19 protein-coding genes are annotated in these 23,887 nt (G+C 68.1%); 9 read left to right on the top strand and 10 right to left on the bottom strand.

Annotated features, from left to right (window positions below):
• Positions 1-13: 13 nt before the first annotated feature.
• On the bottom strand, positions 14-2,218 hold the full coding sequence (gene mdoH, locus V6M56_RS16540; RefSeq protein WP_442881176.1) for a glucans biosynthesis glucosyltransferase MdoH: 2,205 nt from the start codon (positions 2,216-2,218) through the stop codon (positions 14-16).
• 2 nt (positions 2,219-2,220) lie between these two features.
• Entirely contained in the window at positions 2,221-3,780 is a 1,560-nt protein-coding gene (locus V6M56_RS16535) for an OpgD/OpgG family glucan biosynthesis protein (RefSeq protein WP_332685250.1), read from the bottom strand.
• A gap of 333 nt (positions 3,781-4,113) precedes the next feature.
• Between V6M56_RS16535 and glmU the strand changes: the two genes are divergently transcribed.
• Both glmU and glmS read left to right on the top strand, forming a co-directional pair.
• Positions 4,114-5,469: a bifunctional UDP-N-acetylglucosamine diphosphorylase/glucosamine-1-phosphate N-acetyltransferase GlmU gene (gene glmU, locus V6M56_RS16530; protein WP_332685249.1), complete on the top strand. Its 1,356-nt coding sequence runs from the start codon at positions 4,114-4,116 to the stop codon at positions 5,467-5,469.
• Positions 5,470-5,577: 108 nt separating this feature from the next.
• Complete coding sequence (glmS, locus tag V6M56_RS16525; RefSeq protein ID WP_332685248.1) at positions 5,578-7,401, top strand: glutamine--fructose-6-phosphate transaminase (isomerizing); 1,824 nt, start codon at positions 5,578-5,580, stop codon at positions 7,399-7,401.
• A gap of 18 nt (positions 7,402-7,419) precedes the next feature.
• Here glmS and V6M56_RS16520 read toward each other — a convergent pair whose 3' ends face one another.
• Positions 7,420-7,815, bottom strand: a complete 396-nt coding sequence (locus V6M56_RS16520) for a YbaN family protein (protein ID WP_332685247.1) — start codon at positions 7,813-7,815, stop codon at positions 7,420-7,422.
• Positions 7,816-7,939: 124 nt separating this feature from the next.
• Here V6M56_RS16520 and V6M56_RS16515 point away from each other — a divergent pair, with 124 nt between their 5' ends.
• On the top strand, positions 7,940-8,668 hold the full coding sequence (locus V6M56_RS16515; RefSeq protein WP_332685246.1) for a DUF502 domain-containing protein: 729 nt from the start codon (positions 7,940-7,942) through the stop codon (positions 8,666-8,668).
• A gap of 49 nt (positions 8,669-8,717) precedes the next feature.
• Here V6M56_RS16515 and V6M56_RS16510 read toward each other — a convergent pair whose 3' ends face one another.
• The gene (locus V6M56_RS16510; protein WP_332685245.1) at positions 8,718-9,521 is read right to left on the bottom strand and encodes an AraC family transcriptional regulator; all 804 of its coding nucleotides are present in this window, start codon (positions 9,519-9,521) and stop codon (positions 8,718-8,720) included.
• Between the two features lie 162 nt (positions 9,522-9,683).
• Positions 9,684-10,574, bottom strand: a complete 891-nt coding sequence (locus V6M56_RS16505; RefSeq protein WP_332685244.1) for a LysR family transcriptional regulator — start codon at positions 10,572-10,574, stop codon at positions 9,684-9,686.
• A gap of 133 nt (positions 10,575-10,707) precedes the next feature.
• Here V6M56_RS16505 and V6M56_RS16500 point away from each other — a divergent pair, with 133 nt between their 5' ends.
• On the top strand, positions 10,708-11,127 hold the full coding sequence (locus V6M56_RS16500; RefSeq protein ID WP_332685243.1) for a RidA family protein: 420 nt from the start codon (positions 10,708-10,710) through the stop codon (positions 11,125-11,127).
• A gap of 12 nt (positions 11,128-11,139) precedes the next feature.
• On the opposite strand, the gene recG is transcribed toward V6M56_RS16500, so the two are convergent.
• Positions 11,140-13,242, bottom strand: coding sequence for an ATP-dependent DNA helicase RecG (gene recG / locus V6M56_RS16495; RefSeq protein ID WP_332685242.1), 2,103 nt, complete (start codon positions 13,240-13,242; stop codon positions 11,140-11,142).
• A 146-nt stretch (positions 13,243-13,388) separates the two neighbouring features.
• On the opposite strand from recG, the gene V6M56_RS16490 reads away from it, so the two are divergent.
• Positions 13,389-13,685, top strand: coding sequence for an FAD assembly factor SdhE (locus V6M56_RS16490; RefSeq protein WP_332685241.1), 297 nt, complete (start codon positions 13,389-13,391; stop codon positions 13,683-13,685).
• A 121-nt stretch (positions 13,686-13,806) separates the two neighbouring features.
• Positions 13,807-17,355 (top strand): transcription-repair coupling factor, encoded by a 3,549-nt coding sequence (gene mfd / locus V6M56_RS16485; RefSeq protein ID WP_332685240.1) that lies wholly within the window; start codon positions 13,807-13,809, stop codon positions 17,353-17,355.
• Positions 17,356-17,540: 185 nt separating this feature from the next.
• Here the strand turns inward: mfd and V6M56_RS16480 are convergent, their stop codons facing one another.
• Positions 17,541-18,572: an AMP-binding protein gene (locus V6M56_RS16480; protein WP_332685239.1), complete on the bottom strand. Its 1,032-nt coding sequence runs from the start codon at positions 18,570-18,572 to the stop codon at positions 17,541-17,543.
• A gap of 10 nt (positions 18,573-18,582) precedes the next feature.
• Positions 18,583-20,304 (bottom strand): extracellular solute-binding protein, encoded by a 1,722-nt coding sequence (locus V6M56_RS16475; protein WP_332685238.1) that lies wholly within the window; start codon positions 20,302-20,304, stop codon positions 18,583-18,585.
• 391 nt (positions 20,305-20,695) lie between these two features.
• Here V6M56_RS16475 and V6M56_RS16470 point away from each other — a divergent pair, with 391 nt between their 5' ends.
• On the top strand, positions 20,696-21,529 hold the full coding sequence (locus V6M56_RS16470) for an invasion associated locus B family protein (protein ID WP_332685237.1): 834 nt from the start codon (positions 20,696-20,698) through the stop codon (positions 21,527-21,529).
• 80 nt (positions 21,530-21,609) lie between these two features.
• On the opposite strand, the gene mazG is transcribed toward V6M56_RS16470, so the two are convergent.
• Positions 21,610-22,449, bottom strand: a complete 840-nt coding sequence (gene mazG / locus V6M56_RS16465; RefSeq protein ID WP_332685236.1) for a nucleoside triphosphate pyrophosphohydrolase — start codon at positions 22,447-22,449, stop codon at positions 21,610-21,612.
• Positions 22,450-22,608: 159 nt separating this feature from the next.
• Here mazG and arfB point away from each other — a divergent pair, with 159 nt between their 5' ends.
• Positions 22,609-23,028 carry an alternative ribosome rescue aminoacyl-tRNA hydrolase ArfB gene (gene arfB / locus V6M56_RS16460; RefSeq protein WP_332685235.1) on the top strand — a complete coding sequence of 140 codons (420 nt, stop codon included), beginning with the start codon at positions 22,609-22,611 and terminating at the stop codon, positions 23,026-23,028.
• Positions 23,021-23,593: a regulatory protein RecX gene (locus V6M56_RS16455; protein WP_332685234.1), complete on the top strand. Its 573-nt coding sequence runs from the start codon at positions 23,021-23,023 to the stop codon at positions 23,591-23,593. Before arfB ends, V6M56_RS16455 begins: the two co-directional genes overlap by 8 nt.
• Positions 23,594-23,635: 42 nt before the next feature.
• Here V6M56_RS16455 and V6M56_RS16450 read toward each other — a convergent pair.
• Positions 23,636-23,887: tripartite tricarboxylate transporter substrate-binding protein (locus V6M56_RS16450; RefSeq protein WP_332685233.1), on the bottom strand; the 252-nt coding region annotated here is incomplete at its 5' end.

The raw sequence follows: 23,887 nt of genomic DNA, 5'->3' as shown, positions 1-23,887 counted from the left end.
TAAGGGGCCTGCGCTAGCGGGCCACCATATCCGCGCCGGCATGCGCCGGGCCTTCGGGCAGGTTGGCGAGCAGGCCGAGCAGCGCCCGGTCATGCAGCACCACCATGCGCTCCTTCGCCTTCAGCCAGATCGCCGCGTCCGAGATGGTCTCGGCGTCGATCAGCTTGGCCTGCGCTACCGCCCGTTCCGGCTCGATCTCGCCACGCCGGCGCGGCTGGACCTGCGGCAGCATGCACTCATGCGCGGCGCGCAGCGCCTGGTCGGCGTGCAGCGCGAGCAGCCCGTCGGCGTCGTCGTGACCGGCCGTGGCGAACTCGGCCTGGAGTGCGTTGGCCCGTAGCGCGATCGCCGGCGGCGCGCCTTCCTCCGGCGTCACAAGCAGGTTGTAGCGCTTCAGCCAGAGCCCGAGCGCGAGTTGGCCCGAAGCCCAGGACAGCGGGATCGCCAGCACGAGGCCGACGATCGTCGGCGACATCCAGGCGAAGAGCGAGGTCGCGATCATGAAGGCCGAGAAGCCGGCGATCAGCCCGAGCATGGTGTGCGTGCGGTGCCGGCGCACGATGTCCCTGAACGGGATCGAGCCGTCGTCGCGGCGCTGCGGGTTCCAGCCGGTGTCGCGTCCGAGCAGGATCTGGAAGACCGAGCCGGACTGGATCACCATCATGATCGGCGCGAAGATCGCCGAGAACAGCACCTCCAGGAGCGCGGACAGGATCAGACGAATGGACCCGCCGCAGGCGCGCCGGAGCTTGCTGTCGAACAGCGTCAGCAGCAGGCCGAACAGTTTCGGTGCGAGCAGGATCGCCATGGTCAGCGCGAACAGGTTCAGCGCGCGCTCGGGGTCGAAGCGCGGCCAGACCGGGAACAGCGTGAACTCCTGGGTGAAGTACTCCGGGCGCGCGTAGTTGACCTGCAGCACGATCAGGATGCCGACCACGAGCTGCATCAGCCAGAAGGGCGAGGCGAGATAGGCCATCATGCCGGTCGCGAAATGCTGCCGCGTCGCCATCAGCAGGCCCTTGGCGCCGATGATGCGCGAATGCTGGAGATTGCCCTGGCACCAGCGCCGGTCGCGCGTCGCGATGTCGATCAGCGAAGGCGGGCTCTCCTCATAGGAACCCATCAGGTCGGGCAGCATGTAGACCGACCAGCCGGCGCGCCGGATCATTGCCGCCTCGACGAAATCATGGCTGAGCACATGGCCGCCGAAGGGCGGCTTGCCTTTCAGATCCGGCAGCCCGCAATGGTCGGCGAAGGCCTTCGTCCGGATGATGGCGTTGTGGCCCCAGTAGTTGCCGTCGCGGCCGGACCAGATTGCGAGCCCGGTCGCGATCACCGGCCCATAGACGCGTGCCGCGAACTGCTGCAGGCGCGCGAAGAAGGTGTTGCGGTTGATGATCAGCGGCAGCGACTGGATGATGCCGGCATCGGGGTCGGCCTCCATCGCCGCTGCGAGGCGCACGATGCAGGTTCCGGTCATCAGGCTGTCGGCGTCGAGCACGACCATATGGGGGTAATGCCCACCCCAGCGCGTCACGAAGTCGGCGATGTTGCCGGCCTTGCGGTGGTGGTTCTTCGGCCGGTGGCGATAATAGACGCGCGCCTCCGGGCCGAGCTTCTGGCGCAGCGCCAGGAAGGCGCGCTCCTCGGCGATCCAGATGTCGGGATTGGTCGTGTCGGAGACGATGAAATAATCGAAATGCTCGCCGAGCCCCGTCGCCTCGACCGATTCCCGGATCGCGGCCAGCGCCGCGAAGGTGCGGGCCGTCGATTCGTTGTAGATCGGCATCACCACCACGGTCTTCTGGCTCAGCGTCTCGGCGCGCGGGCTCTTCAGCAGGCCGAGCAGCAGGGTGGCGAAGCCGAGGATGGCGCTGGTGAAGGCGAGCGCGATCCAGGAGAAGTTCACGGTGAACAGGATGAGCAGCACATACTGCAGGAAGGTCGTGCGGCTGACCGAAACGACGTTGTACATCTCCCAGGCGCCGTAGCCGGTCAGCACCCAGGCGCCGCCGAAGACGAAGAGCCGCGCCAGCCAGGGCGTGCGCCATGCTGCCGGGACGGCGGGCGCGCGACGCTCCGAGCCCTTCCAGCGCCGGAACGACTGCACCGGCATGTCGAGCCGGTTCTCCGGCGGCGTCGCCTCGAAGGGCGCGGGCCAGGCCGCTGCCTCGGCTTCGGGCTTGCGGACGAGTTCGTCCACCGCGGTCTCCTGCATGCTCACCACGTCCACCGGTTCAGCCAGGTCTCGGACACCGGCTGCCCGCCGGCGTCGAGCACGAGCCGAAGCTCCGAGAGGTTCTCGTTGCCGGGATCGACCTCGAAGCCGACGCGCATGATCCGGCGTTCGGGAAAGGGCCAGAGACGCAGGTTATGCACCGCGCCCGGGGTCGCGGTCACGGTCGCACGGGTCGCCGCGACGAGGCCGGCATCGCTGAGCCTGTCGCCGGTGAAATCGACGAGAAAGCGACGCCGGCGGGCCTGTGAGCCGCGGCCCTGGCGCGTCCTGGTCGCGATCGCCAGCGCGGGCTTGTCCGGCGGCTGCCAGCACCAGGCCTGGCGATACGCCACCGCCGTCTCGCTGCCGGCCGCGATCGGCTGGCGCGGGCGCCAATAGGCGATGATGTTGTCGTTGAGTTCGGAGTCGGTCGGAATCTCGATCAGTTGCACCGAGCCCTGGCCCCATTCGCCGAGCGGCTCCATCCAGACGCTCGGCCGCAGCTCCAGGCGCTGGTCGTCGTCGACGAAGGCATTGGGGTCGCGCTCGCGCTGCACCAGTCCGAAGCCGCGGGGATTGGAATCCTGGAAGGAGGAGACCTGCAGATTGGCGGGATTGCTCAGAGGCCGGTAGATCCACTCCCCGGTGCCGGACTGCATCTGGACGCCCGAGATCTCGTGCACCGAGGGCCGCAGGTCGTCGAAGCCGCGGCGGCTCTGCGGGCCGGTGAAGAAGGTGCCCATGGTGCAGCCGAAGCCGACATGCTCGAGATTGGCGCGGGCGAACAGCGTCATCTCGACGTCGATGAAGGTCAGGTCGCCGGGGCGCAACGTCATGCGCACCGCACCGGTCACGCTCTCGGAATCGAGCAGCGCATGGATGATCAGGACGCCGGAGGCCGGGCTCGGCCGCTCGATCCAGTAGGCCCGGAAGAACGGGATTTCCTCGCCGCGCGTTTCGCCCGGCCGCAGGATGAGCGCGCGCGCCAGTGCGCCGAAATTCTGGCCGCGGGCCAGCGAGCGGAAAAAGGTCGCGCCCTGGAAGATGGCGACCTCATAGGGTCGCTCCAGTCCGGTGGCGACGCGGAATCCCGAGAATTGCAGGTCGAGCCCGGCCGGTGGCGGGGTGACCCGGCCATAGTCGAACTTGCCGCGGTCGAAGGCCACACGCCGCACCACGTCGTCCTCGACCGTGAACAGGCTGACGGGCGCCGAGAAGACGTAGCCGCGATGAATCGGCTCGACCGTGAAGCCGCGATTCTCGCCGGCCCAGATCAGCCCGCCAGGCTGGGCCCGGATGCCGACATACTGGTCATAGGGCAGGGTGGCGTAGCCTTCCGGCAGGTCGGTCGCCGTCAGCGGCACCATCGGGCGGCGCGAGAGCATCCGCGCCGCCTCGACGACGAGCGAGGCGTCGAAGCGCTGGCCCTCCGCGATGACCGACTGCACCAGCGCGGCCCAGCTCGACTGGGCGAGGGCCGGTGTTCCGGAAACGAGCCGCTGCGCGACGAGGCCGGTCGCTGCGGCGCTTAAAAATCGACGACGATTCAAGGATTTCGACATCAGTTCCAACTTGCGCCGTCAGCGGAGCGACCGCCTTGCGCTTCTAGAGCATTTTGCGGCGAGCTGAAAAGCGCGCCTCTCTTTTTAAAGGAGAAAAAAGAGGCTGCCGCCCCTACGCGATGCCACCCCCTGGGTCGCTCGCCCCCTCCACGCCAAGGCTCTGCGGCGGCTCCGGTTTCAGTTCGGCGGCCGACTTTGCCAAATCCGCCTTGGATCGGCTATCCACTCCCGGCGCAGCACTCGCCTGCGCCAGATCGATGGCCGGCTTCGGGCGCACCCGCGCCGACCGGGATTTTTGCCCCGACAGCATGAGACTCGAAGATCATGACGGAAATGCAGCCCGCCAGAACCTGCCTTGCCATCATCCTTGCGGCCGGCGAGGGGACGCGGATGAAATCGGCCCGGCCGAAGGTGCTGCACGAGATGGCAGGGCGCTCGCTGCTGGGCCACGCCTTGGCGGCCGTCTCCGCTGCCGGGGCCGACGCGCTCGTCGTCGTGATCGGGCCGGACCGGCCGGACGTCGTCGCGGAGGTGAGGAAGCTCGCGCCGCATGCCGAGATCGCAGTGCAGGCCGAACGCAAGGGCACGGCCCATGCCGTCCTCGCGGCCCGCGAGAGCCTGGCCGCCGGCCATGACGACGTGCTCGTGGCCTTCGCCGACACGCCGCTGGTGCGCCCGGAGACCTTCGCCGACATGCGCCGGGCGCTGCATCGGGGTGCAGGCGTGGCGGCACTCGGCTTCGAGGCGCGCGATCCCACCGGCTATGGCCGCTTCGTCACCCGGGGCGGCCAGCTCGACGCCATCGTCGAGCACAAGGATGCCGACGCGGCCACCCGCGCCATCACGCTCTGCAATGCCGGCCTGATGGCGCTCGAAGGCAAGCGAGCGCTCGCCATCCTCGATGCCATCGGCAACGCCAACGCCCAGAACGAATACTACCTGACCGACGCGGTCGAGGTCGCCCGGGCGCAGGGTCTCGCGACGGTCGCCCTGATCGCGCCGGAGGCCGAGGTCCAGGGAATCAACGATCGGGCACAGCTGGCCGGCGCCGAGGCGGATTTCCAGAAGCGCAGGCGGCTGGAGGCGATGGCGGCCGGCGCCACGCTGATCGCGCCCGAAACCGTATTCTTCAGCCATGACACGCGCATCGGCCGCGATGTGCTGATCGAGCCCAATGTCGTCTTCGGCCCGGGCGTCACCGTCGCCGACGGCGCCGTGATCCACGCTTTCTCGCATCTGGAGGGGGCCAAGGTCGGGCCGGGCGCGACCATCGGTCCCTATGCCCGGCTGCGGCCCGGCGCCGATCTCGCCAAGGGCGTCAAGATCGGCAACTTCGTCGAGATCAAGGCCGCGACGATCGGGGCCGGAGCCAAGGTCAACCACCTGACCTATATCGGCGACGCCGAGATCGGGGCCGCCGCCAATATCGGCGCCGGCACCATTACCTGCAATTACGACGGCTTCTTCAAGTCGAAGACGATCATCGGGGAGGGCGCCTTCATCGGCTCCAACTCCGCCCTGGTCGCGCCGCTGACGATCGGCGCCGGTGCCTATGTCGGCTCCGGCTCGGTGATCACCCGCGACGTCGCGGCCGACGCGCTGGCGGTGGCGCGCGGCCGGCAGGTCGAGCGCGAGGGCTGGGCGGCTGCGTTCCGGGCGACCGCAAAGGCGCGAAAGGCCGCGCTTTAGCCGGTTTTCGCCAGGGTTCGTTCACAGTTCGTCATCCATCGTGATTTCGCATTCTCGTCCCCTGGCCTTATGGCGGACGGCGAAGAGATCATCGCAAGAGGCATCAGCATGTGCGGAATCGTGGGCATCCTCGGCAAGGAAGCAGTGGCCGGGCAGGTGGTCGAGGCGCTGCGGCGGCTCGAATACCGCGGCTATGATTCAGCCGGGGTCGCCACGCTGGAGCATGGCAAGCTCAGCCGCCGCCGCGCTGAGGGCAAGCTCTCAAACCTCGCCGTGCGGCTCTCGAACGAACCGCTGGAAGGCCTGATCGGCATCGGTCATACCCGCTGGGCGACGCATGGCCGCCCCAACGAGACCAATGCCCACCCGCACGCCACGCCGAAGCTCGCCGTCGTCCATAACGGCATCATCGAGAATTTCCGCGAGCTGAAGAACGAGCTGGAGGCCGATGGCTACGGCTTCGAGACCCAGACCGACACCGAGGTCGTGGCGCAACTGGTGACGCGCGAGCTCGACCGCGGCAAGAAGCCCGTCGAGGCGGTGGCGGCCTGCCTGCCGCGCCTGCGCGGCGCCTTCGCGCTCGCCTTCCTGTTCCAGGGCGAGGACGACCTCCTGATCGGCGCCCGCAACGGCCCGCCGCTCGCGGTCGGTGTCGGCGACGGCGAGATGTATCTCGGTTCCGACGCAGTCGCGCTTGCCCCCTTCACCAGCCTGATCGCCTATCTGGAAGAGGGCGACTGGGTCGTCCTCAACCGTCGCGGCGCGACCTTCTACGACCGCTCGAACACGCAGGTCGAGCGCCGCGCCCGCCAGGTCACGGCCGGCGCCCTGCTGGTCGACAAGGGCAATCACCGCCATTTCATGGCGAAGGAGATCCATGAGCAGCCGGAAGTCGTCGGCCACACGCTGACGCATTACGTCGACATGGCCTCGGGAACGCTGCAGCCGGAAGCGGCGCCGGTCGACTGGGCGAAGCTGTCGCGCATCTCGATGTCGGCCTGCGGCACCGCCTATTATGCCGGCCTCGTCGCGAAATACTGGTTCGAGCGCCTGGCGCGGCTCCCGGTCGAGATCGATGTCGCTTCCGAATTCCGCTATCGCGAGCCGCCGATGCCGGAGAACGGGCTTTCGCTGTTCATCTCGCAATCCGGCGAGACGGCCGATACGCTGGCCTGCCTGCAATATGCCCGCAAGCAGGCGCAGACGATCCTCTCCGTCGTCAACATGCCGACCTCGACGATCGCGCGCGACAGCGACGTGGTCGCGCCGACGCTCGCCGGCCCCGAGATCGGCGTCGCCTCGACCAAGGCCTTCACCTGCCAGCTGACGACGCTCGCCTGCCTGGCGCTGACCGCGGCGCGCGCCCGCGGCACGATCTCGGCAGAGGAGGAGGCGCAGTACGTCCAGAACCTGATCGTCCTGCCGGGGCTGATGGCCAAGGTGCTCGAGCTCGAGCCGCAGGCGGAGGCGCTGGCCCGCGAACTCTCCAAGGCCAAGGACGTCCTCTATCTCGGCCGTGGCACGAGCTTTCCGCTGGCTCTGGAAGGAGCCCTGAAGCTCAAGGAAATCAGCTACATCCACGCCGAAGGTTATCCGGCGGGCGAACTCAAGCACGGCCCGATCGCGCTGATCGACGAGGAGATGCCGGTCATCGTCATCGCGCCGTATGACGCGCTCTTCGAGAAGACCGCCTCGAACATGCACGAGGTGGCCGCGCGCGGCGGCCGTATCATCCTGATCACCGATGCCCGGGGCGCGGCCGAATGCGGCATCGTGCCGGAAGCGACCTTCATCATGCCGGACATGGACCCGCTCTTCGCGCCGATCGTCTATTCCCTGCCGATCCAGATGATCGCCTACCAGACGGCGGTTTTCATGGGCAAGGACGTCGACCAGCCGCGCAACCTGGCGAAGTCGGTCACCGTCGAGTGAGCCTCGTCCGCTCGTGAATCATTCGCCCGTCGGCTCCGGCCGGCTGGCGACATAGGTGCCCGCCGCGATCAGGCAGGCGCCGCTCGCCCATAGGGCGACCGGCGGCGCATCGGTCGCCGCCAGCAGCACGAAGCTCGCCAGCATCGAGCCGCAGGCGATGTATTTCGTCTGGCGCGCGATCGTCCCGGTCGCGCGCCAGTTCACGACCTGCGGGCCGAGCCAGGGATGGCCGATCAGCCAGGCTTCGAAGCGCGGCGACGAGCGCGAGAAGCACCAGGCCGCGGCGATCAGGAATATCGTGCCCGGCATCAGCGGCAGCACCAGCCCGATCACGCCGAGCCCGGTCAGCAGCCAGCCGGCGGCGAGATAGAAGGGGCGGCGCCAGGGGCCGTGCTGTCTGGAAGGCTCGGACACGCGCCTTGTCGATACCGGAGAATCAGGGGCTAGCCAGAAGCACATGCTCGGCTATCGTCGGATATTGCGGTGCAAGCTCGGGAAGCCGCAAGCCTTGGATCGAGACTGGAGTTCAGGATAGTCGATGGCTGCAGCCCGTCCGCCCGATCCACGCCTCGTCGTCCACCCCGACCTGTTGCGGCCGAGCTTCGCCACCAGGCTGAGGCGCTACTTCCTGACGGGCCTGGTGCTGGCGGCGCCGCTCGCCATCACCGGGTCGGTGACGTGGTGGTTCATCAATCTCGTCGATGGCTGGGTCAGGCCATTGATCCCGGCCATTTTCTGGCCCGAAAACTACCTGCCGTTCCCGCTGCCCGGCTTCGGTGTCGTCATCGCCCTGATCGGGTTGACGTCGCTCGGCTTCTTCGCCGCGAATCTGGTCGGGCGCACGCTGATCGGGGCCGGCGAGGCGATCCTCAATCGGATGCCGGTGGTGCGCGGGCTCTACAAGAGCGTGAAGCAGATCTTCGAGACGATCTTCTCCCAATCCGGCACCTCGTTCCGCAAGGTCGGCATGGTGCAGTTCCCGCAGCCGGGCATGTGGTCGATCGTCTTCATCGCGCAGGAGGCGGCGCCCGAGATCGCCGGCCAGCTGCCGGATGGCGACGAGCAGATCGGCGTCTTCTTGCCCTGCACGCCGAACCCGACCACCGGCTTCTTCTTCTATCTGCCACGGCGGGAGGTCGTCGAGGTTGCGATCTCGGTGGAGGACGGTGCCAAGCTGATCATGTCCGCCGGGCTGATCCAGCCCGGCGAGTCGCAGTCCAAGCCGCGCAATGGCAACGGCAATGGCGAGCCCCAGGAGCGAGGCTGACTTCGCCGGCGCAGGGTTCATAGCGGCTGGAGCGGAATCCAGATCTCCGTCACGCCGTTGCCGCTGCGAGCGTCGAAACGCTCGTCATAGACACCTCGTAGCAGGGCGCCTCGGCCGCCTTGCGACCGGAGTTCGGCAGCCAATCCTGCCAGATCGCCATGAAAGTGTTCCGGATCGACGAGATATGGTCGCGATGGGTGAACACGGCATGCTCCATCGCCGCGAGCCGCGCGATCGAAAAGCCGTTCGGCAATTCGTCGGCCGAACGGACCTCGACGCCGGCGAGATAGTCGAAGCTGCCATCCTCGGCGTTGAGGCAGACGCCGTAGCAGGTTGTGCCGAGTTGCCCGGGCACATGGCCGATATGGGGGCCGAAACGCTGCCAGAGCATCGGGATGCCGCTGGTGTTGCCGTCGTCCAAGCGCGTCTGCAATCCCGCGACCAGGTGGGGCTCCCCGGGGACGATGCGCGGCGGCTCGAGTTTGGTGCGGAGGGTGTCGTCAAGCATGATCGGTTCCACGAGGGTGAGCGCGTCGAGATCGCGCCGCTCGCGCAAGGCATCCGGCGTCAGGCCGAACTGATCGCGAAAGGCGCGGGTGAAGGCCTCGTGCGAGCCATAGCCCCAGTCGAGCGCGACGGAGAGGATGTCCGGCGCGCCCGCTGCCAGCTTGCGGGCCGCTTCGGTCAGCCGGCGGCCGCGCACATAGCGCATCACGGACTGGCCGGTCGCGGTCCCGAAGGCCCGGCAGAGATGGTAGCGCGAGACGCCGCTGATCTCGGCGATCTCGTCGAGCGAGATCTCCGAGGCGAAGCGGCTCTCGACGCACCAGAGTGCTTTGTTGACAGGGTCCATGGCAATCTCACGAAGCGCCGGCACCATGGCGAAGGCAAGATGCCCACGCTTGATCGGGATTGCTGTGGGACTTCCGCCACCGCTTCCCTGACTTCATCCAGCCAAGCCCCTGGCTTGCAGCCTCGGACTCGCGCAGCTCGGACTTATGTCCTTGCCGCCCGACTATCGCAGCGCCTTGACGGCATCCAGGAATGCGCGCAGCGCCGGCGGCACGGCGCGATGCCCCGGATAGTAGATCGCGATCTTTTCGGGAGCGGGCGTCCACGCGGTCAGAACCTGGCGCAGATGCCCCTCGGCCAAGGCTGCCTCGGCGGCCAGGCTGGCGACATAGGCTATTCCCAAGCCCTTGATCGCGGCATCCACCATCAGCTCCTCGTCGTCGAGAATGACTGAGCCAGCTGCCTCGATCGTCAGCGCTTGCCCGGCTCGCTCGAACTCCCAGCGGTAAAGTTTGCCGTTGGGCACGCGGTGGCCGATGCAGCGATGACGCTCCAGTTCATCGGGCGTGGCCGGCTCGCCGAAGCGTTCGAGATAGGCCGGTGACGCGACGCAGATGAAGCTGACCGCGCCGGCGAACGGCACAGCGATCATATCCTTCGGAACGGAGTCGACCAGGCGCACGCCGGCGTCGAAACCGGCCGAGACGATGTCGATCAGCTTCCCTTCGGCGACGAGGTCGACGACCACGCCGGGAAAGCGTTCCGCCATCTCAGGCAGAACGTCGCGGACGAGCAGCGAAGCCCCCAGCCGCGGCGCATTGATCCGGACAGTTCCGGCCACGCTGCCGCGGAAGATGGCGATGCTGTCGAGAGCTTCGTCCAGTGTCGCTAGCGCTGGCTGAAGACGGTTGAGCAGCTCGAAACCGGCCTCGGTCGGCGAGACGCTGCGTGTCGTGCGGTTGAGCAGCCGCACGCCCATGCGCTCCTCGAGGGCGCGCATTGCATGACTCAGCGTCGAGGGCGCCGTGCCGAGCTCATCCGCCGCGCGCCGGAAGCTACGACGCGTCGCGACGGTCATGAAGGCGGTGAGGTCGTTGAGCGATGGGCGGGTCATTGCTGGCCAATCTGCATCAGCCTGTGTGGATTTCAACGACTAATCCGAACAGTGATCATCCTCTATCTCTTGGCGGCAGGAAACCTCGCGGCTTCGTCCCGCCTGCGTTTCGCGAAGCAAGAAAGGAAACAACATGGCCAAACGTGACGCCATTTTCCCCGCCGATCGACATGCCCTCTATGATGTCCATCAGTATTCCGCGGCCATCCGCGCTGGCGATCTCCTCTTCATCTCGGGACAGGTCGGCAGCCGCGAGGACGGAAGCCCCGAACCGGTTTTCGAGGATCAGGTCCGGCGGGCCTTCGCCAATCTGCGCGCCGTGCTGGCGGCGGCAGGCGCGAGCTTCGACGACGTGATCGACGTCACCTCCTTCCATACCGACCCGCAGACGCAGTTCGACACGGTGCTGGCCGTCCGAGCCAAGGAAATCGGCGATCCGCCCTATCCGAGCTGGACCGCCGTCGGCGTGACATGGCTCGCGGGGTTCGATTTCGAGATCAAGGTGATCGCCCGCGTCCCGGCTACCGCTGCTGGAAGCGCCCCGGCCCAATAGGACCGAATGCCCTCAGCCCGCCCGCAGCAGCCGGATCGCGACGTCGCGCTCGAACAGGTAGAGCAGCGTCCTGACCGCCTGGCCGCGCGGCGTCTCGAGTTGCGGATCGCGCTCGATCAGCAGGCGGGCATCGTCGCGCGCCGCCGCCAGCAGGTCGCCATCAACCTCGGGCCTGGCGATTCGCCAGTCCGGCGAGCCCGACTGGCGGGTACCCAGCACCTCGCCTTCGCCGCGCAGGCGCAAATCCTCCTCGGCGATGCGGAAGCCGTCCTCGGTCTCGCGCATGATCGTCAGCCTTGCCTCCGCCACCGGCCCGAGCGGGCCCTTGTAGAGCAAGAGGCAGGTCGAGGCGGCCGATCCGCGTCCGATCCGCCCGCGCAGCTGGTGGAGCTGGGCGAGGCCGAAGCGCTCGGCATGCTCGATCACCATGACGCTGGCATTGGGCACGTCGACGCCGACCTCGATCACCGTGGTCGAGACCAGCACCCGCGTCTGCCCGGCGACGAAAGCCGCCATCGCCGCATCCTTGTCGCGGCCCGGCATCTGGCCGTGCAGCAGGCCGACCCTGTCGCCGAATTCCTCCCGCAACGCTTCGAAGCGCTGCTGTGCTGCCGCGACGTCGAGCGTGTCGGATTCCTGCACCAGCGGGCAGACCCAGTAGACCTGCGCGCCGGCATCGATCGCACGGCCGACGGCACCGACCACCTCGTCATGGCGCTCGGAGGAGATCGCCCGCGTCACGATCGGCTTGCGGCCCGCCGGCTTCTCGGCGAGCACGGAGATGTCCATGTCGCCGAACCAGGTCAGCGACAGCGTGCGCGGGATCGGGGTCGCCGTCATCACCAGGATGTCGACCGCCTCGCCCTTGGCGCCGAGCAGCAGGCGCTGGTGCACGCCGAAGCGGTGCTGCTCGTCGACCACGGCAAGGGCGAGATCGTGGAAGCCGACGCCCTCCTGGAACAGCGCATGGGTGCCGACGGCGATGTCGATCTCGCCATTCGCCAGACCTTCCAGCACCTGCCGGCGGCCCGCGCCCTTCTCGCGACCGGTCAGCAAGGCGAGCTTCAGGCCGGCCTTCTGCGCCAGCGGCGCCAGCCGCTCGGCATGCTGACGGGCGAGGATCTCGGTCGGCGCCATCAGGACCGATTGCCGCCCGGCTTCGGCGGCCGCCGCCATCGCCATCAGCGCGACCACGGTCTTGCCGGAGCCGACATCGCCCTGGAGCAGGCGCAGCATCCGCTCCGGCTTTTCCATGTCGTCATGGATGTCGGCGACCGCCTGGCGCTGGCCTTGCGTGAGGCTGAAGGGCAGGGCGGCCTCGATCGCCCGGCGCAATGCTCCATCGCCCTGCGTGACCCGCCCGGCCGCCTTCTTCTGCTGGCGGCGCACCAGAGCGAGCGCGATCTGGCTCGCCAGCAGCTCGTCATAGGCGACGCGCCGGCGCGCCACCGTGTCGCCCTCGACGGCTCTGAGGTCCGGCGGGTGGTGCAAGGCCTGCATCGCCGGCTGGAAGGCTGGAAAGCCGGCCTTCGCCAGGAAACCGCCATCCTGCCATTCCGGCAGCTCGGGACAGCACTCGGCGGCGCCGGCGGCGATCCGCGCCATGACCCGCCCGCCGACGCCTTCCGTCAGGCGGTAGACCGGCTCCACCTCCGGCAGGCTGGCAGCGAGCTTGGGATCGAGGATGCGGTCGGGATGCACCATCTGGCGCATGCCGTCCCAAAGCTCGAGCTTGCCGGAGATCAGGCGATAGGCGCCGACCGGCAGGGTCTGCAGCAGATGCCGGACATCGGCATGGAAGAAGACCAGCGTCACGTCGCCGGTCTCGTCCTCGACGAGGATGCGATAGGGCGCCTTCGCCTTGGTCGGCGGGGCCGGGCGATGCTCGGTGACGCGCGCCGAGAAGGTCGCGATCTCGCCGATCGGCGCTTCGGCGATGCTCTCGCTCGGGCGGCGGTCGACGGCGCCGCTCGGCAGATGGAAGAGCAGGTCGATGACGCGGGCGGCGTGGCTCTCGTCGCCGAGGAACTTGTCCAGCAGCTTGCCGAGCTTGGGGCCGACGCCGGAGAGCGTCGTGGCGGGCGCGAACAGGGGATCGAGGATCGAGGGACGCAAAGGGAGCCGCTCACAGCATGTCAGGAGTGCGAGGATCGCGGCGCTTGCACCGCTGACTTCGTCGGGTTGCCTCGCTATATAGCCCGCAAAGGCTGGCTCCGCGACGGGGCCGGCCCATTCCGTTTTTGCCTGCGCGAGGATGAAGGATGAGTGGCTCGACCCGAACCAGCGCCGATCTCGATCCGCGCCGGCGCAAGATCCTGTTCCGCGCCTGGCATCGCGGCATGCGCGAGACCGATTTGATCATGGGGCGCTTCGCCGATGCCGAGATCGCCGCGTTGAGCGAAGCCGAGCTCGACGAGTTCGAGCGCCTGATCGAGGTGCTCGACCGAGACCTGCTGAGCTGGATCACCGGGGAGGCGGACGTGCCGGAGAACTATGACAGTGCGGTTTTTCGCCGGCTGAAAGCTTTCCACCATCACGGCAAGCCGATCCATGTGTGAACGGTCGCTGCGACCAAGCCGTCATGGTCGGGCTTGACCCGACCATCTCGGAAAACCAGCGCCCACTGGTCCTGAGATTCTCGGGACAAGCCCGAGAATGACGCCCTGAGATGATTGCCCGATGAGCATCCCGCCTCCCGCCCAACTCGCCAAGCCGCAGCTCGAGCGCATCCTCGAGGCGCTGAATCGCGGCGACAAGCCGACGCTCTCGGGCGTACCCGACGGTTTCGACGCGGTCGTCCTCGCCGATCTCGTCCGGGCCCGGGCGAAGAAGGCAGAAGGCGCGGCGCTGCTCGTCTTCGTCGCCCGTGACGGCCAGCGCCTGCAGGTGCTGGAGAACGCGCTGCAATTCGTCGCGCCCGATCTCGAGGTGATGAGCTTCCCGGCCTGGGATTGCCAGCCCTATGACCGCGTCTCGCCGGCGCCCTCCATCGTCGCCCACCGGATGACGACGCTGTCGCGGCTGGCCAAGACCAAATCGGGCGACAAGCCGCGCCTGCTGCTGACCACCGTCAACGCCGCGCTCCAGCGCGTGCCGGCCTTCGGCAAGGTCGCTTCCGAAAGCTTCTCGGCGGCGCCGGGCAACATGGTCGACACCGAGGAGCTGGCGCGCTGGCTCGACGTCAACGGCTATCTGCGCACCTCGACCGTGCGCGAGACCGGCGAGTTCGCGGTGCGTGGCGGCATCGTCGATCTCTATCCGCCGGGCATGCCGGCACCGATCCGGCTCGATTTCTTCGGCGACACGCTCGAATCGATCCGCACCTTCGATCCGGAAACGCAGCGCACCACCGGGCAGTTGCGCGGGCTCGACCTCGTGCCGATGTCCGAGGCGCAGATGACGAGCGACTCGATCCGTCGCTTCCGCCAGTCCTATATCGCGACCTTCGGCACGCCCGGCCGCGACGACACGCTCTACGAGGCAGTCAGCGAGGGCAGGCGCCCGGCCGGGCTGGAGCACTGGCTGCCGTTGCTGGCGGAGAGGCTCGACACGCTCTTCACCTATCTGCCGGACGTGCCGCTGGTGCTCGACCATCAGGCCGAAGACGCGGTCGGTGAACGCATCAGCCTGATCAAGGACTATTACGACGCCCGCAAGGCGGCGCTCGACCAGCCCGGCGCCGGCGGCATCCCCTACAAGCCGCTGCTGCCCGACGCGCTCTATCTCTCCCCGGCCGACTGGCGCAGCATCGTCGACCAGGCCGGCGTCGCGACACTGACGCCGTTCCAGATCCCCCAGAGCGACGCCAAGCTGATCGTCGATCTCGGTGCGAAACAGGGCCGCAGCTTCGCCGCCGAGCGTGCCGACAATGCCGGCAGCGTCTTCGACGCCGCCGTCGCCCATGTGAAGGCGCTGCAGGGCGACGGACGGCGCGTCATCCTCGCCGGCTGGTCCGAAGGCTCGCGCGAGCGCCTCGCTCACGTCCTGGCCGATCATGGCCTGAAGAGCGTCCAGACCACCGGCAGCCTGCGCGCCGCCTTCGATCTCAAGCCGGGCATCACCGCGCTCGCCGTCTGGGGGTTCGAGACCGGGTTCGAGGCCGGCAGGCTCGCGGTCATCGGCGAGCAGGACATTCTCGGCGACAGGCTGGTGCGCCCGCGCAAGAAGACGCGCCGGCCACAGGACTTCATCAACGAGCTCTCCTCGCTGACCCCCCTCGATCTCGTCGTCCATGTCGACCACGGCATCGGCCGCTTCGTCGGCCTGCAGACGATCACCGCCGCCGGCGCGCCGCATGACTGCCTCGAGATCCGCTATGCCGGCGATTCGAAGCTGTTCCTGCCGGTCGAGAACATCGAACTGCTCTCGCGCTACGGCTCGGAGGACACCGAGGTCGCACTCGACCGGCTCGGTGGCGGCGGCTGGCAGGCTCGCAAGGCCAAGCTGAAGCAGCGCATCCGCGAGATGGCGGGCAAGCTGATCCAGATCGCCGCCGCCCGCGCCCTCAAGGAGGCCCCGCGGCTGGTCCCGCAGGACGGGCTCTACGACGAATTCCGCGCCCGCTTCCCCTATGAGGAGACCGAGGACCAGCAGAACACCATCGACGCGGTGCTCGACGACCTCGCCGCCGGACGGCCGATGGACCGGCTGGTCTGCGGCGATGTCGGCTTCGGCAAGACGGAAGTTGCGCTGCGCGCCGCCTTCACCGCTGCACTCGCCGGCAAGCAGGTCGCGGTCGTGGTCCCGACGACGCTGCTCGCCCGCCAGCATTACCGCAACTTCGCCGAGCGCTTCTCCGGCCTGCCGGTCAAGGTCGGCCAGGCTTCGCGCTTCGTGCCTGCGCCCGATCTCAAGGCGGTCAAGCAGGGCATCAACGACGGCACCATGGACATCGTCGTCGGCACCCATGCGCTGCTCGGAAAAGGCATCGACTTCAAGGATCTCGGCCTCGTCATCGTCGACGAGGAGCAGCATTTCGGCGTTGCCCACAAGGAGCGGCTGAAGGAGATGCGGGCCGAGGTCCACATGCTGACGCTGACAGCGACGCCGATCCCGCGCACGCTCCAGCTCGCCATGACTGGCGTGCGCGAGCTCTCGATCATCGCGACGCCGCCGGTCGACCGGCTGGCGGTGCGCACCTTCGTCACGCCCTTCGATCCGCTGATCGTGCGCGAGGCCCTGTTGCGCGAACGCTATCGGGGCGGGCGCTCCTTCTATGTCGTGCCGCGCATCGAGGACATCGCGGAGGTCAAGGACTTCCTCGACAAGCAGGTGCCCGAGGCCAAGGTCGGCATCGCCCATGGCCAGATGGCGGCGGGCCAGCTCGAGGACGTGATGACGGCCTTCTACGAGGGCCAGTACGATATCCTGCTCTCGACCACGATCGTCGAATCCGGCCTCGACATCCCGAGCGCCAACACGCTGATCGTGCACCGGGCCGACATGTTCGGCCTCGCCCAGCTCTATCAGCTCAGGGGCCGTGTCGGGCGCTCGAAGGTCCGCGCCTATGCGCTCTTCACCATGCCGGTCAACCGCAAGCTGACCGATCAGGCCGAACGGCGGCTCAAGGTGCTGCAATCGCTCGACACGCTCGGCGCCGGCTTCCAGCTCGCCAGCCACGATCTCGACATCCGCGGCGCCGGCAACCTGCTCGGCGACGAGCAGTCCGGCCATATCAAGGAGGTCGGCTACGAGCTCTACCAGCAGATGCTGGAGGAGGCGGTGGCGGCGCTCAAGGCCGGCATCGAGATCGAGAGCGACGCGCACTGGTCGCCGTCGATCCAGATCGGCGCGCCGGTGATGATCCCGGAGCACTATGTTACCGACCTGACGCTGCGGCTGACGCTCTACAAGCGCCTCTCGACCATGGATGAGGATGGCGAGATCCAGTCCTTCGGCGCCGAGCTGGTCGACCGCTTCGGGCCCCTGCCGGAAGAGGTGCAGCAGCTCCTTGGAATCGTCGCGATCAAGGCGCTCTGCAAGCGCGCCAATGTCGAGAAGGTCGAGGCCGGGCCGAAGGGCATCATCGTCGCCTTCCGCGACAACGAGTTCGCCAATCCGGAAGGCCTCGTCGGCTATGTCGCCAAGCAGGGCACGCTGGCCAAGGTCAGGCCCGACATGCGCGTCGTCTTCATCGACGATTTCGAGACCGCCGAGCAGCGGCTGAAGGGCACGCGCCGGCTGCTGACCGATCTGGCGCGGATCGCGGAACGGAAGAAGGCGGCATAGCTGAACGCTCCCTCGTCATTGCGAGCGAAGCGAAGCAATCCAGCTCGTAGAGCTCTGCCGCTCCTGGATTGCTTCGTCGGCTTCGTATCCTCGCAATGACGATAAGGCGTTCAGCCCGGATTGCGCCGGCCGGAGTTCCGCTCGGGCCGGGGTGCTCCGCGGCAGGCCCGAGCCTGACGCTTCGCTCAGCCGGCGGGGCGGCGCGCAATCTCGATCGCGCTTGCGGCATGCACCGTGACGTCGACGATGGCGATCTCCGGTCGGTCGATCGACAGGGCGGCCGGCTCCTCATCGGCGCGGCGCACGAAGACCAGGCTGGAGAGCGCCTTGTGCCCGCCGAGCCGTGAGCGCGCCAATGCCGGCTCCATCGCGCCGGGCACGACGAGGTGGACCATGCGCCCGCCTTCCAGGCAGGCACGCAGATCGTCGAGGACGAACAGGCCGAGCGGCAGCAATTCGACGCCGGTCAGGAGCGCGATCCCGGGGCCGGTCGCCAGCGCGGCAAGGTCTGCGCCGACCAGCGTGGTGACCACGCGCGAGGAGGCGAGGGGCTTCAGCGCGCGCGAGATCTCCAGCGCCTTGGCGAGGACCTCCTTCTCCGCCACCGCGAAGGGGCCTGCGAAACTCCGGCCATCGACGACGCTGATCGTCGAGCGGACCGGGGCCGCAACGAAAGGCTGGGGCGCGCCATGGCCGAGAAGCTGGTCGAGGGCCGCGATGCCATCGGGAATATCGGCGCCGAAACCGCCGATGAAGCGCATGCCGAAGGCCCGTGCGGCGACCTCGCGCAGGAGCATGAGCGGCCTGAGGCTGCCGATGCGCGCAACGCCGAGCGCCATCATCGCACCGGAGCGTTCGATCAGGCGCAACAGCTCGGCCTCTCCGGCATGGGCTGGAAGCGGCATCGGCGACAGGCCGGCGCGCAGGCAGGCCAGGATCGAGATCAGCGCTTCCGGCCCGAGCGGCGCGAGGATGGCGACGCAGGCTCCAGGTTGCGGCCGTGCCAGCGTCAGCAGGCCTGCCAGCCGGTCGACCCGGCTGTCGAGCTCGGCAAAGCCGAAGGCGCCGGGCGCGACATCGCTCCAGTCGCGCCTGCCCGGCGGGTCGCGGAAGGCCGGCTCGTAGCCGCGCTTGGCAGCGAGCGCCTTGAGCAGCCCGTCGAAATCCAGGCCCTCGACCAGCGCGGCGATGGAGGCCTCGTCCTGATCGGCCCGCATCCGCCCGGCCTCAGTTCGCCGGCGCCGGCGCGGAAGGCGCCCGCGCCAGGGTCTCGTTCGAGAGGAAATACGCGGGGCGCCGGGCCGGTAGCACGACATCGCGCGAGCGCGCCAGCCAGGTCTCAGGCAGGTAATAGAGCGGCACGACGTAGAAGCCGGACAGAAGCAGGCGGTCGAGCGTGCGCACCGCTGCCGTGAAGTCCTCGCGCGACTCGGCCGCCAGGAGCGTCTTCAGGGTGGCATCGACGGCCGGCGAGCGGACGCCGGCATAGTTCAGCGCGCCCTTGCGCTCGGCATTGGCCGAATGCCAGCGCCCGACCTGCTCGTTGCCCGGCGAGGCCGAGGCCGGCCAGGTCCACTGGATCATGTCGAAATCGAAGGCGGAGAGCCGGCGCCAGTACTGCACATCGTCGATCAGACGCACCGAGACGGCGATGCCGAGCCGCCCGAGCGACTTGGCATAGTTCAGGGCCAGGCGCTCCTGCGGCCGGTTGGTCACGGTGATCTCGAAGCTGAAGGGCGTGCCGTCGCCGCGCTTGCGCAGCTCGCCATCGCGCAGCTCGTAGCCGGCCGCTTCGAGCAGATCGAGGGCACGCCGGGCCTGGTCGCGGTCGCGCCCGGAGCCGTCGGTCGAAGACGGAGCCCAGCTGCCGGCGAGGATGTCGTCGCGCACCGCGCCCGGAAACGCAGCCAGCAGGGCCTTCTCGCGGGCATCGGCCGGCACGCCCTGTGCCGAGAGTTCGGAATCGGCGAAGTAGCTGTCGGCGCGCTTGTAGACCCCGTAGAACAGGTTGCGATTGACCCATTCGAAATCGAACAGGATCGCCAGGGCCTCGCGGACCCTGACATCCGAGAAGGCTGGACGGCGCGTGTTGAAGACCAGGCCGGTCATGCCCTTGGGCGTCCGGAAGCGCAGCGTATCGCGCACGATCCGGCCTTCGCGCACGGCCGGCACGTCATAGCCGGTCATCCAGCGGGTCGGATCGGATTCCAGGCGAACATCATAGAGTCCAGCCTTGAAAGCTTCGAACAGGGCATTGGAATCGCGATAGAAATCGTAACGGATCTCATCGACGTTGAAGAGTCCGCGGGTGAGGGGATGATCCTCGGCCCAGAAATCCTTGCGGCGCTTCAGCACCAGCATCTCGCCCGGCTTGACCTCCTCCACCCGATAGGGGCCGGAGCCGAGCGCGGGCTTGAAGCTCGTCTCGCCGAACTTCTCGGCGTCGGTCGCATGCCTGGCGAAGATCGGCATGGCGCCGATGACCAGCGGCAATTCGCGGTTGGAACCGTCGCCGAGCTCGAACACAACAGTGCCGGGCGAGGGCGCCTCGGCCTTGGTGACTCGCGCCAGGCTGGAACGGTGGAACGGCTTGCCCTTCGTCTTCAGCATCTCATAGGTGAAGATCACGTCGTCTGCGGTCACCGGCTGCCCGTCGGAGAAGCGCGCCCGCGGATCGATCTCGAAGACGAGGCGGGTCCGTTCCGGGTTGAGCTCGACCCGGCGGGCGAGCAGGCCATAAGCGGTGAAGGGCTCGTCGGCCGACCGGAAGAGCAGGCTCTGCTGGACATAGCGCGGCACCGCGTCCGGGGCGACGCCGAGCACGACGAGCGGATTCAGGCTGTCGAAGGTGCCCTGCAGGCCGAAGATGATTCGCCCGCCCTTGGGCGCCTCCGGATCGGCATAAGGCAGATGCGTGAAGCCCTTGGGCAGGGCCGGTTCGCCATGCATGGCGATGGCATGGTCGCTTCCCCCCGCAGCGGCCCGCGGCGCGTCGGAGAACAGCGCAAGACAAGCGGCGCCCCCGAGGGCAAGCCCGAGAACGCAACGCCGGCGCGCGGATGCGACAAGATTTCGGAGCATGAGCGGCCCTGATTCCCCGCCGACCATAGCACGCCGCCAAAGCCGAACATGAGAGGCAAACTTGCCCTGCCTGGCTCTTCGGGCTGGAAACCGATGAAGGAACTCGCTAAACGCAAGCCGTGGCGTCATTCAAACGCCTCAATCGCGCTTGATGTGCTCATGCCGCCACCGGCTCCGGCACCATGCCGGTTTGAGCTTTCGGTGTTGCGCGCGGCCTTTCAGGGTCGCTTACCCAGTTTGCATGTTCGAGGAACTTCAGATGTCCGCTTCGTCTTGCCTGCCCCTGCACCAGGGGGCCACCGCGAAGAGCACGATCCGCGGTCTCGCGCTCGTACTGGGCGCGGCCGTTGCCATCGCGCCGTTTTCCGCCTTTTCCCAGGCGCAGCGTCCAGCTGCCAAGCCGCCCGCCGCTCAGCAGCCGGCTCCGGCGCAGCAGCCCGCCCAGGGACAGGCCGCGCCGACCGGCCCGACGGTCGTCCAGGTCAAGCCCGAGCCTTCGCAGACGAACTGGACCAAGGTCTGCGGCAAGGACCAGGCCGCCAACAAGGAAATCTGCTACACCACGCGCGACTTCGTCTCGGATCAGGGCCAGCCGGTGCTCGCCGTCGCGGTCTATGACGTCAAGGGCGACCCGAACAAGATCGTGCGCTTCCTGATGCCGCTCGGCCTGCTGCTGCAGCCCGGCATCCGCTTCGGTGTCGACACCGCTCAGCCGAGCCCGGGCCGCTACGCGATCTGCTTCCCGAATGGCTGCTTCGCCGAAGCACAGGTCAAGGACGACTTCATCAACCAGATGAAGAAGGGCGCCAACCTGAACATCAGCGTCCAGAACCAGGGCGCCCGCGAGGTCTCGTTCTCGATTCCGCTGACCGACTTCGCCAAGGGCTTCGACGGCGCGCCGATCGACCCGAAGGTGCTCGAGGAGCAGCAGAAGCAGCTCCAGGACGAGCTCGCCAAGCGCCAGGACGAGCTCCGCAAGCGCCTCGGCGGCAACGGCGCCGCGCCCGGCACGACGCCGTCGCCGGTTCCGGGTGCTGGCGTGGGGACGATGCCCGCGCCCGGCGCGGCGCCGGCTCCCGCGCCGAAGCCCTGATCGCACCAGCGGCACCAAAGATCGACGCCGGGCCGAAAGGCCCGGCGTTTTCCTTTCGTGGACGGCGTATCCGGAGAAGCTCAGCCCTGGCTGGCGCGTTCCGCCTGCTTGACCCGCTGCCAGAGCGCCTCCAGCTCATCCAGCGATGCCTCCGCGGGGCTCCGGCCCTCGCCGGCAAGTCTCGCCTCGATGCCGGCGAAGCGGCGCTCGAACTTGGCGCTGGCGGCGGCGAGGCAGGCTTCCGGGTCGGCATCGACATGGCGGGCGAGATTGGCGACGACGAAAAGCAGATCGCCGATCTCCTCGGCGATCGCCGCCTTGTCGCCGCCGGCCAGCGCCTCGTCGATCTCGTCCGTCTCCTCGCGAATCTTGTCGAGCACCAGCCGGGCATCCTTCCAGTCGAAGCCGACGGTCGAGGCCCGGGCCTGCAGCTTCCGGGCCCGGGTCAGGGCGGGCAGGGCGGTCGGAACCCCGGCAAGCACGCCGTTCGCCTCCTCGGCTTCCGGAAGTCCCGCGGCTTGTCGTGCTGCCGCCTTCTCGGCGCGCTCCTGCGCCTTGATCCGCCCCCAGAGCGCCTTGACCTCGGCGGGCGAGAGATCGCGGGCATCGCCGAAGACATGCGGATGGCGGCGGATCAGCTTGCCGGTGATCGCCTCGATCACGTCGGCGAAGGCGAAGGCACCTTGCTCCTGCGCCATGCGGGCATGGAACACGACCTGCAGGAGCAGGTCGCCGAGCTCGTCCTTGAGGTCGACGAGATCGCCCCGGGCAATCGCATCGGCAACCTCATAGGCCTCTTCGACCGTATAGGGCGCGATCGAGGCGAAGTCCTGCTCCAGATCCCAGGGGCAACCGGTTCCGGGCGTGCGCAGGGCCGCCATGATCTCGATCAGGCGGGCAATGTCGCGGGCGGGCTTCAAGGCTGCAGTTCTCCTGCGGGCGGTATCGAACGGTCGCGAAAGGATCGGAACCGGCCTTTCACGCAAATCCGGTTCCAACCCTTTGGTCAGCGGCGGATTTCGATGTCAGATGGAGCCAATCCGATTCCATCTGGCATCATCCGGCTCTACCGTCCTCCCATGATTCAAGTGACCCCGTCCATTGCGATCGACGAGAGCCTGATCGAGGAGAGCTTCGTGCGCGCCTCCGGACCGGGCGGGCAGAACGTCAACAAGGTCTCGTCGGCAGTGCAGTTGCGCTTCAACGCGGCGGCGGCCGAGCTTCCGGACTATCTGCGCGAGAAGCTCCCCCGGGTCGCCGGGCGGCGGATGACCCAGGACGGGGTCATCATCGTGGTGGCGCAGCGCTTTCGCGACCAGCAGCGCAATCGCATCGACGCCCTCGATCGGTTGCTGGCGATCCTGCGCGAGGCCGCCGAGCGCCAGAAGGCCCGCCGGCCGACCAAGGCGACCTATGGCTCGCAGCAGCGCCGTCTGGCTTCCAAGGCCAAGCGCAGCCGCGACAAGAGCCTGCGGGCCGGCCGGCCCGGCGATGACTGAGACGACAGGCGAGGGCGCATCGCGGCAAAGTGGATCGCGGCAGGATGGATCGCGCCGGGCGCCGCGGCCGATCACGCCGAGCTATCTGCAGCGGGCGGCGCTGCACTATCTCCACCGCTATGCCGCCTCGTCGAGCCAGCTCCAGCGCGTGCTGCAACGCAAGGTCGAACGCAGTTGTCGCCATTACGACAGAGATCCCGGCGATTTTCACGCCATGGTCGCCGAGGCCGTCGCGGCCTGCGTCGCCAGCGGCCTGGTCGACGATCGCCGCTTCGCCGAGATGCGGACCAAGAGCCTGCGGCGCAAGGGCCGCTCGGCGCGCGCCGTCTCGGCGGGGCTGGCGGCCAAGGGCATCGCGCGCGAGATCGTCGCGGCGACCCTGCCTGACAGCGAGGAGGATGAGCTCGCGGCGGCGCGCATCGCCGCGCGGCGCAAGCGGCTCGGGCCCTGGAGCCGGGCCGGGCGGGAGCAGGATCGCCAGAAGCAGCTCGCGACGCTGGCCCGTGCCGGCTTCAGCATGAAAATCGCCCGCGCCGTGATCGACGGCGCGGGCGAGGAAAGCTAGAACATCGGACCGATCAGATTGATCCAACCTGATCGGTCCGGCTCAATCGGGCTTGACGTTGGCGTTGGCGACGACCTTGCCCCAGCGTTCCACCTCGGATTTGACGAAGGTTCCGAACGCCGCACCATAGAGATCGGGAATCTCGGAGCCGTTCCTCTTCCAGGCTTCGGCGATCATCGGCGCAGCGAGCGCCTTCTTCAGCTCGGCGGTCATCTTCTCGACGACCTCGGGCGGCGTGTTCTTCGGCGCCCACATCGCATACCAGGTCGAGACCTCGTAGCCGGGAAGCCCCGC

This window comes from Allobosea sp., from assembly GCF_036675845.1.
Taxonomy (GTDB): Bacteria; Pseudomonadota; Alphaproteobacteria; order Rhizobiales; family Beijerinckiaceae; genus Allobosea.
This window is presented reverse-complemented; position numbering and strand designations above follow the sequence as displayed.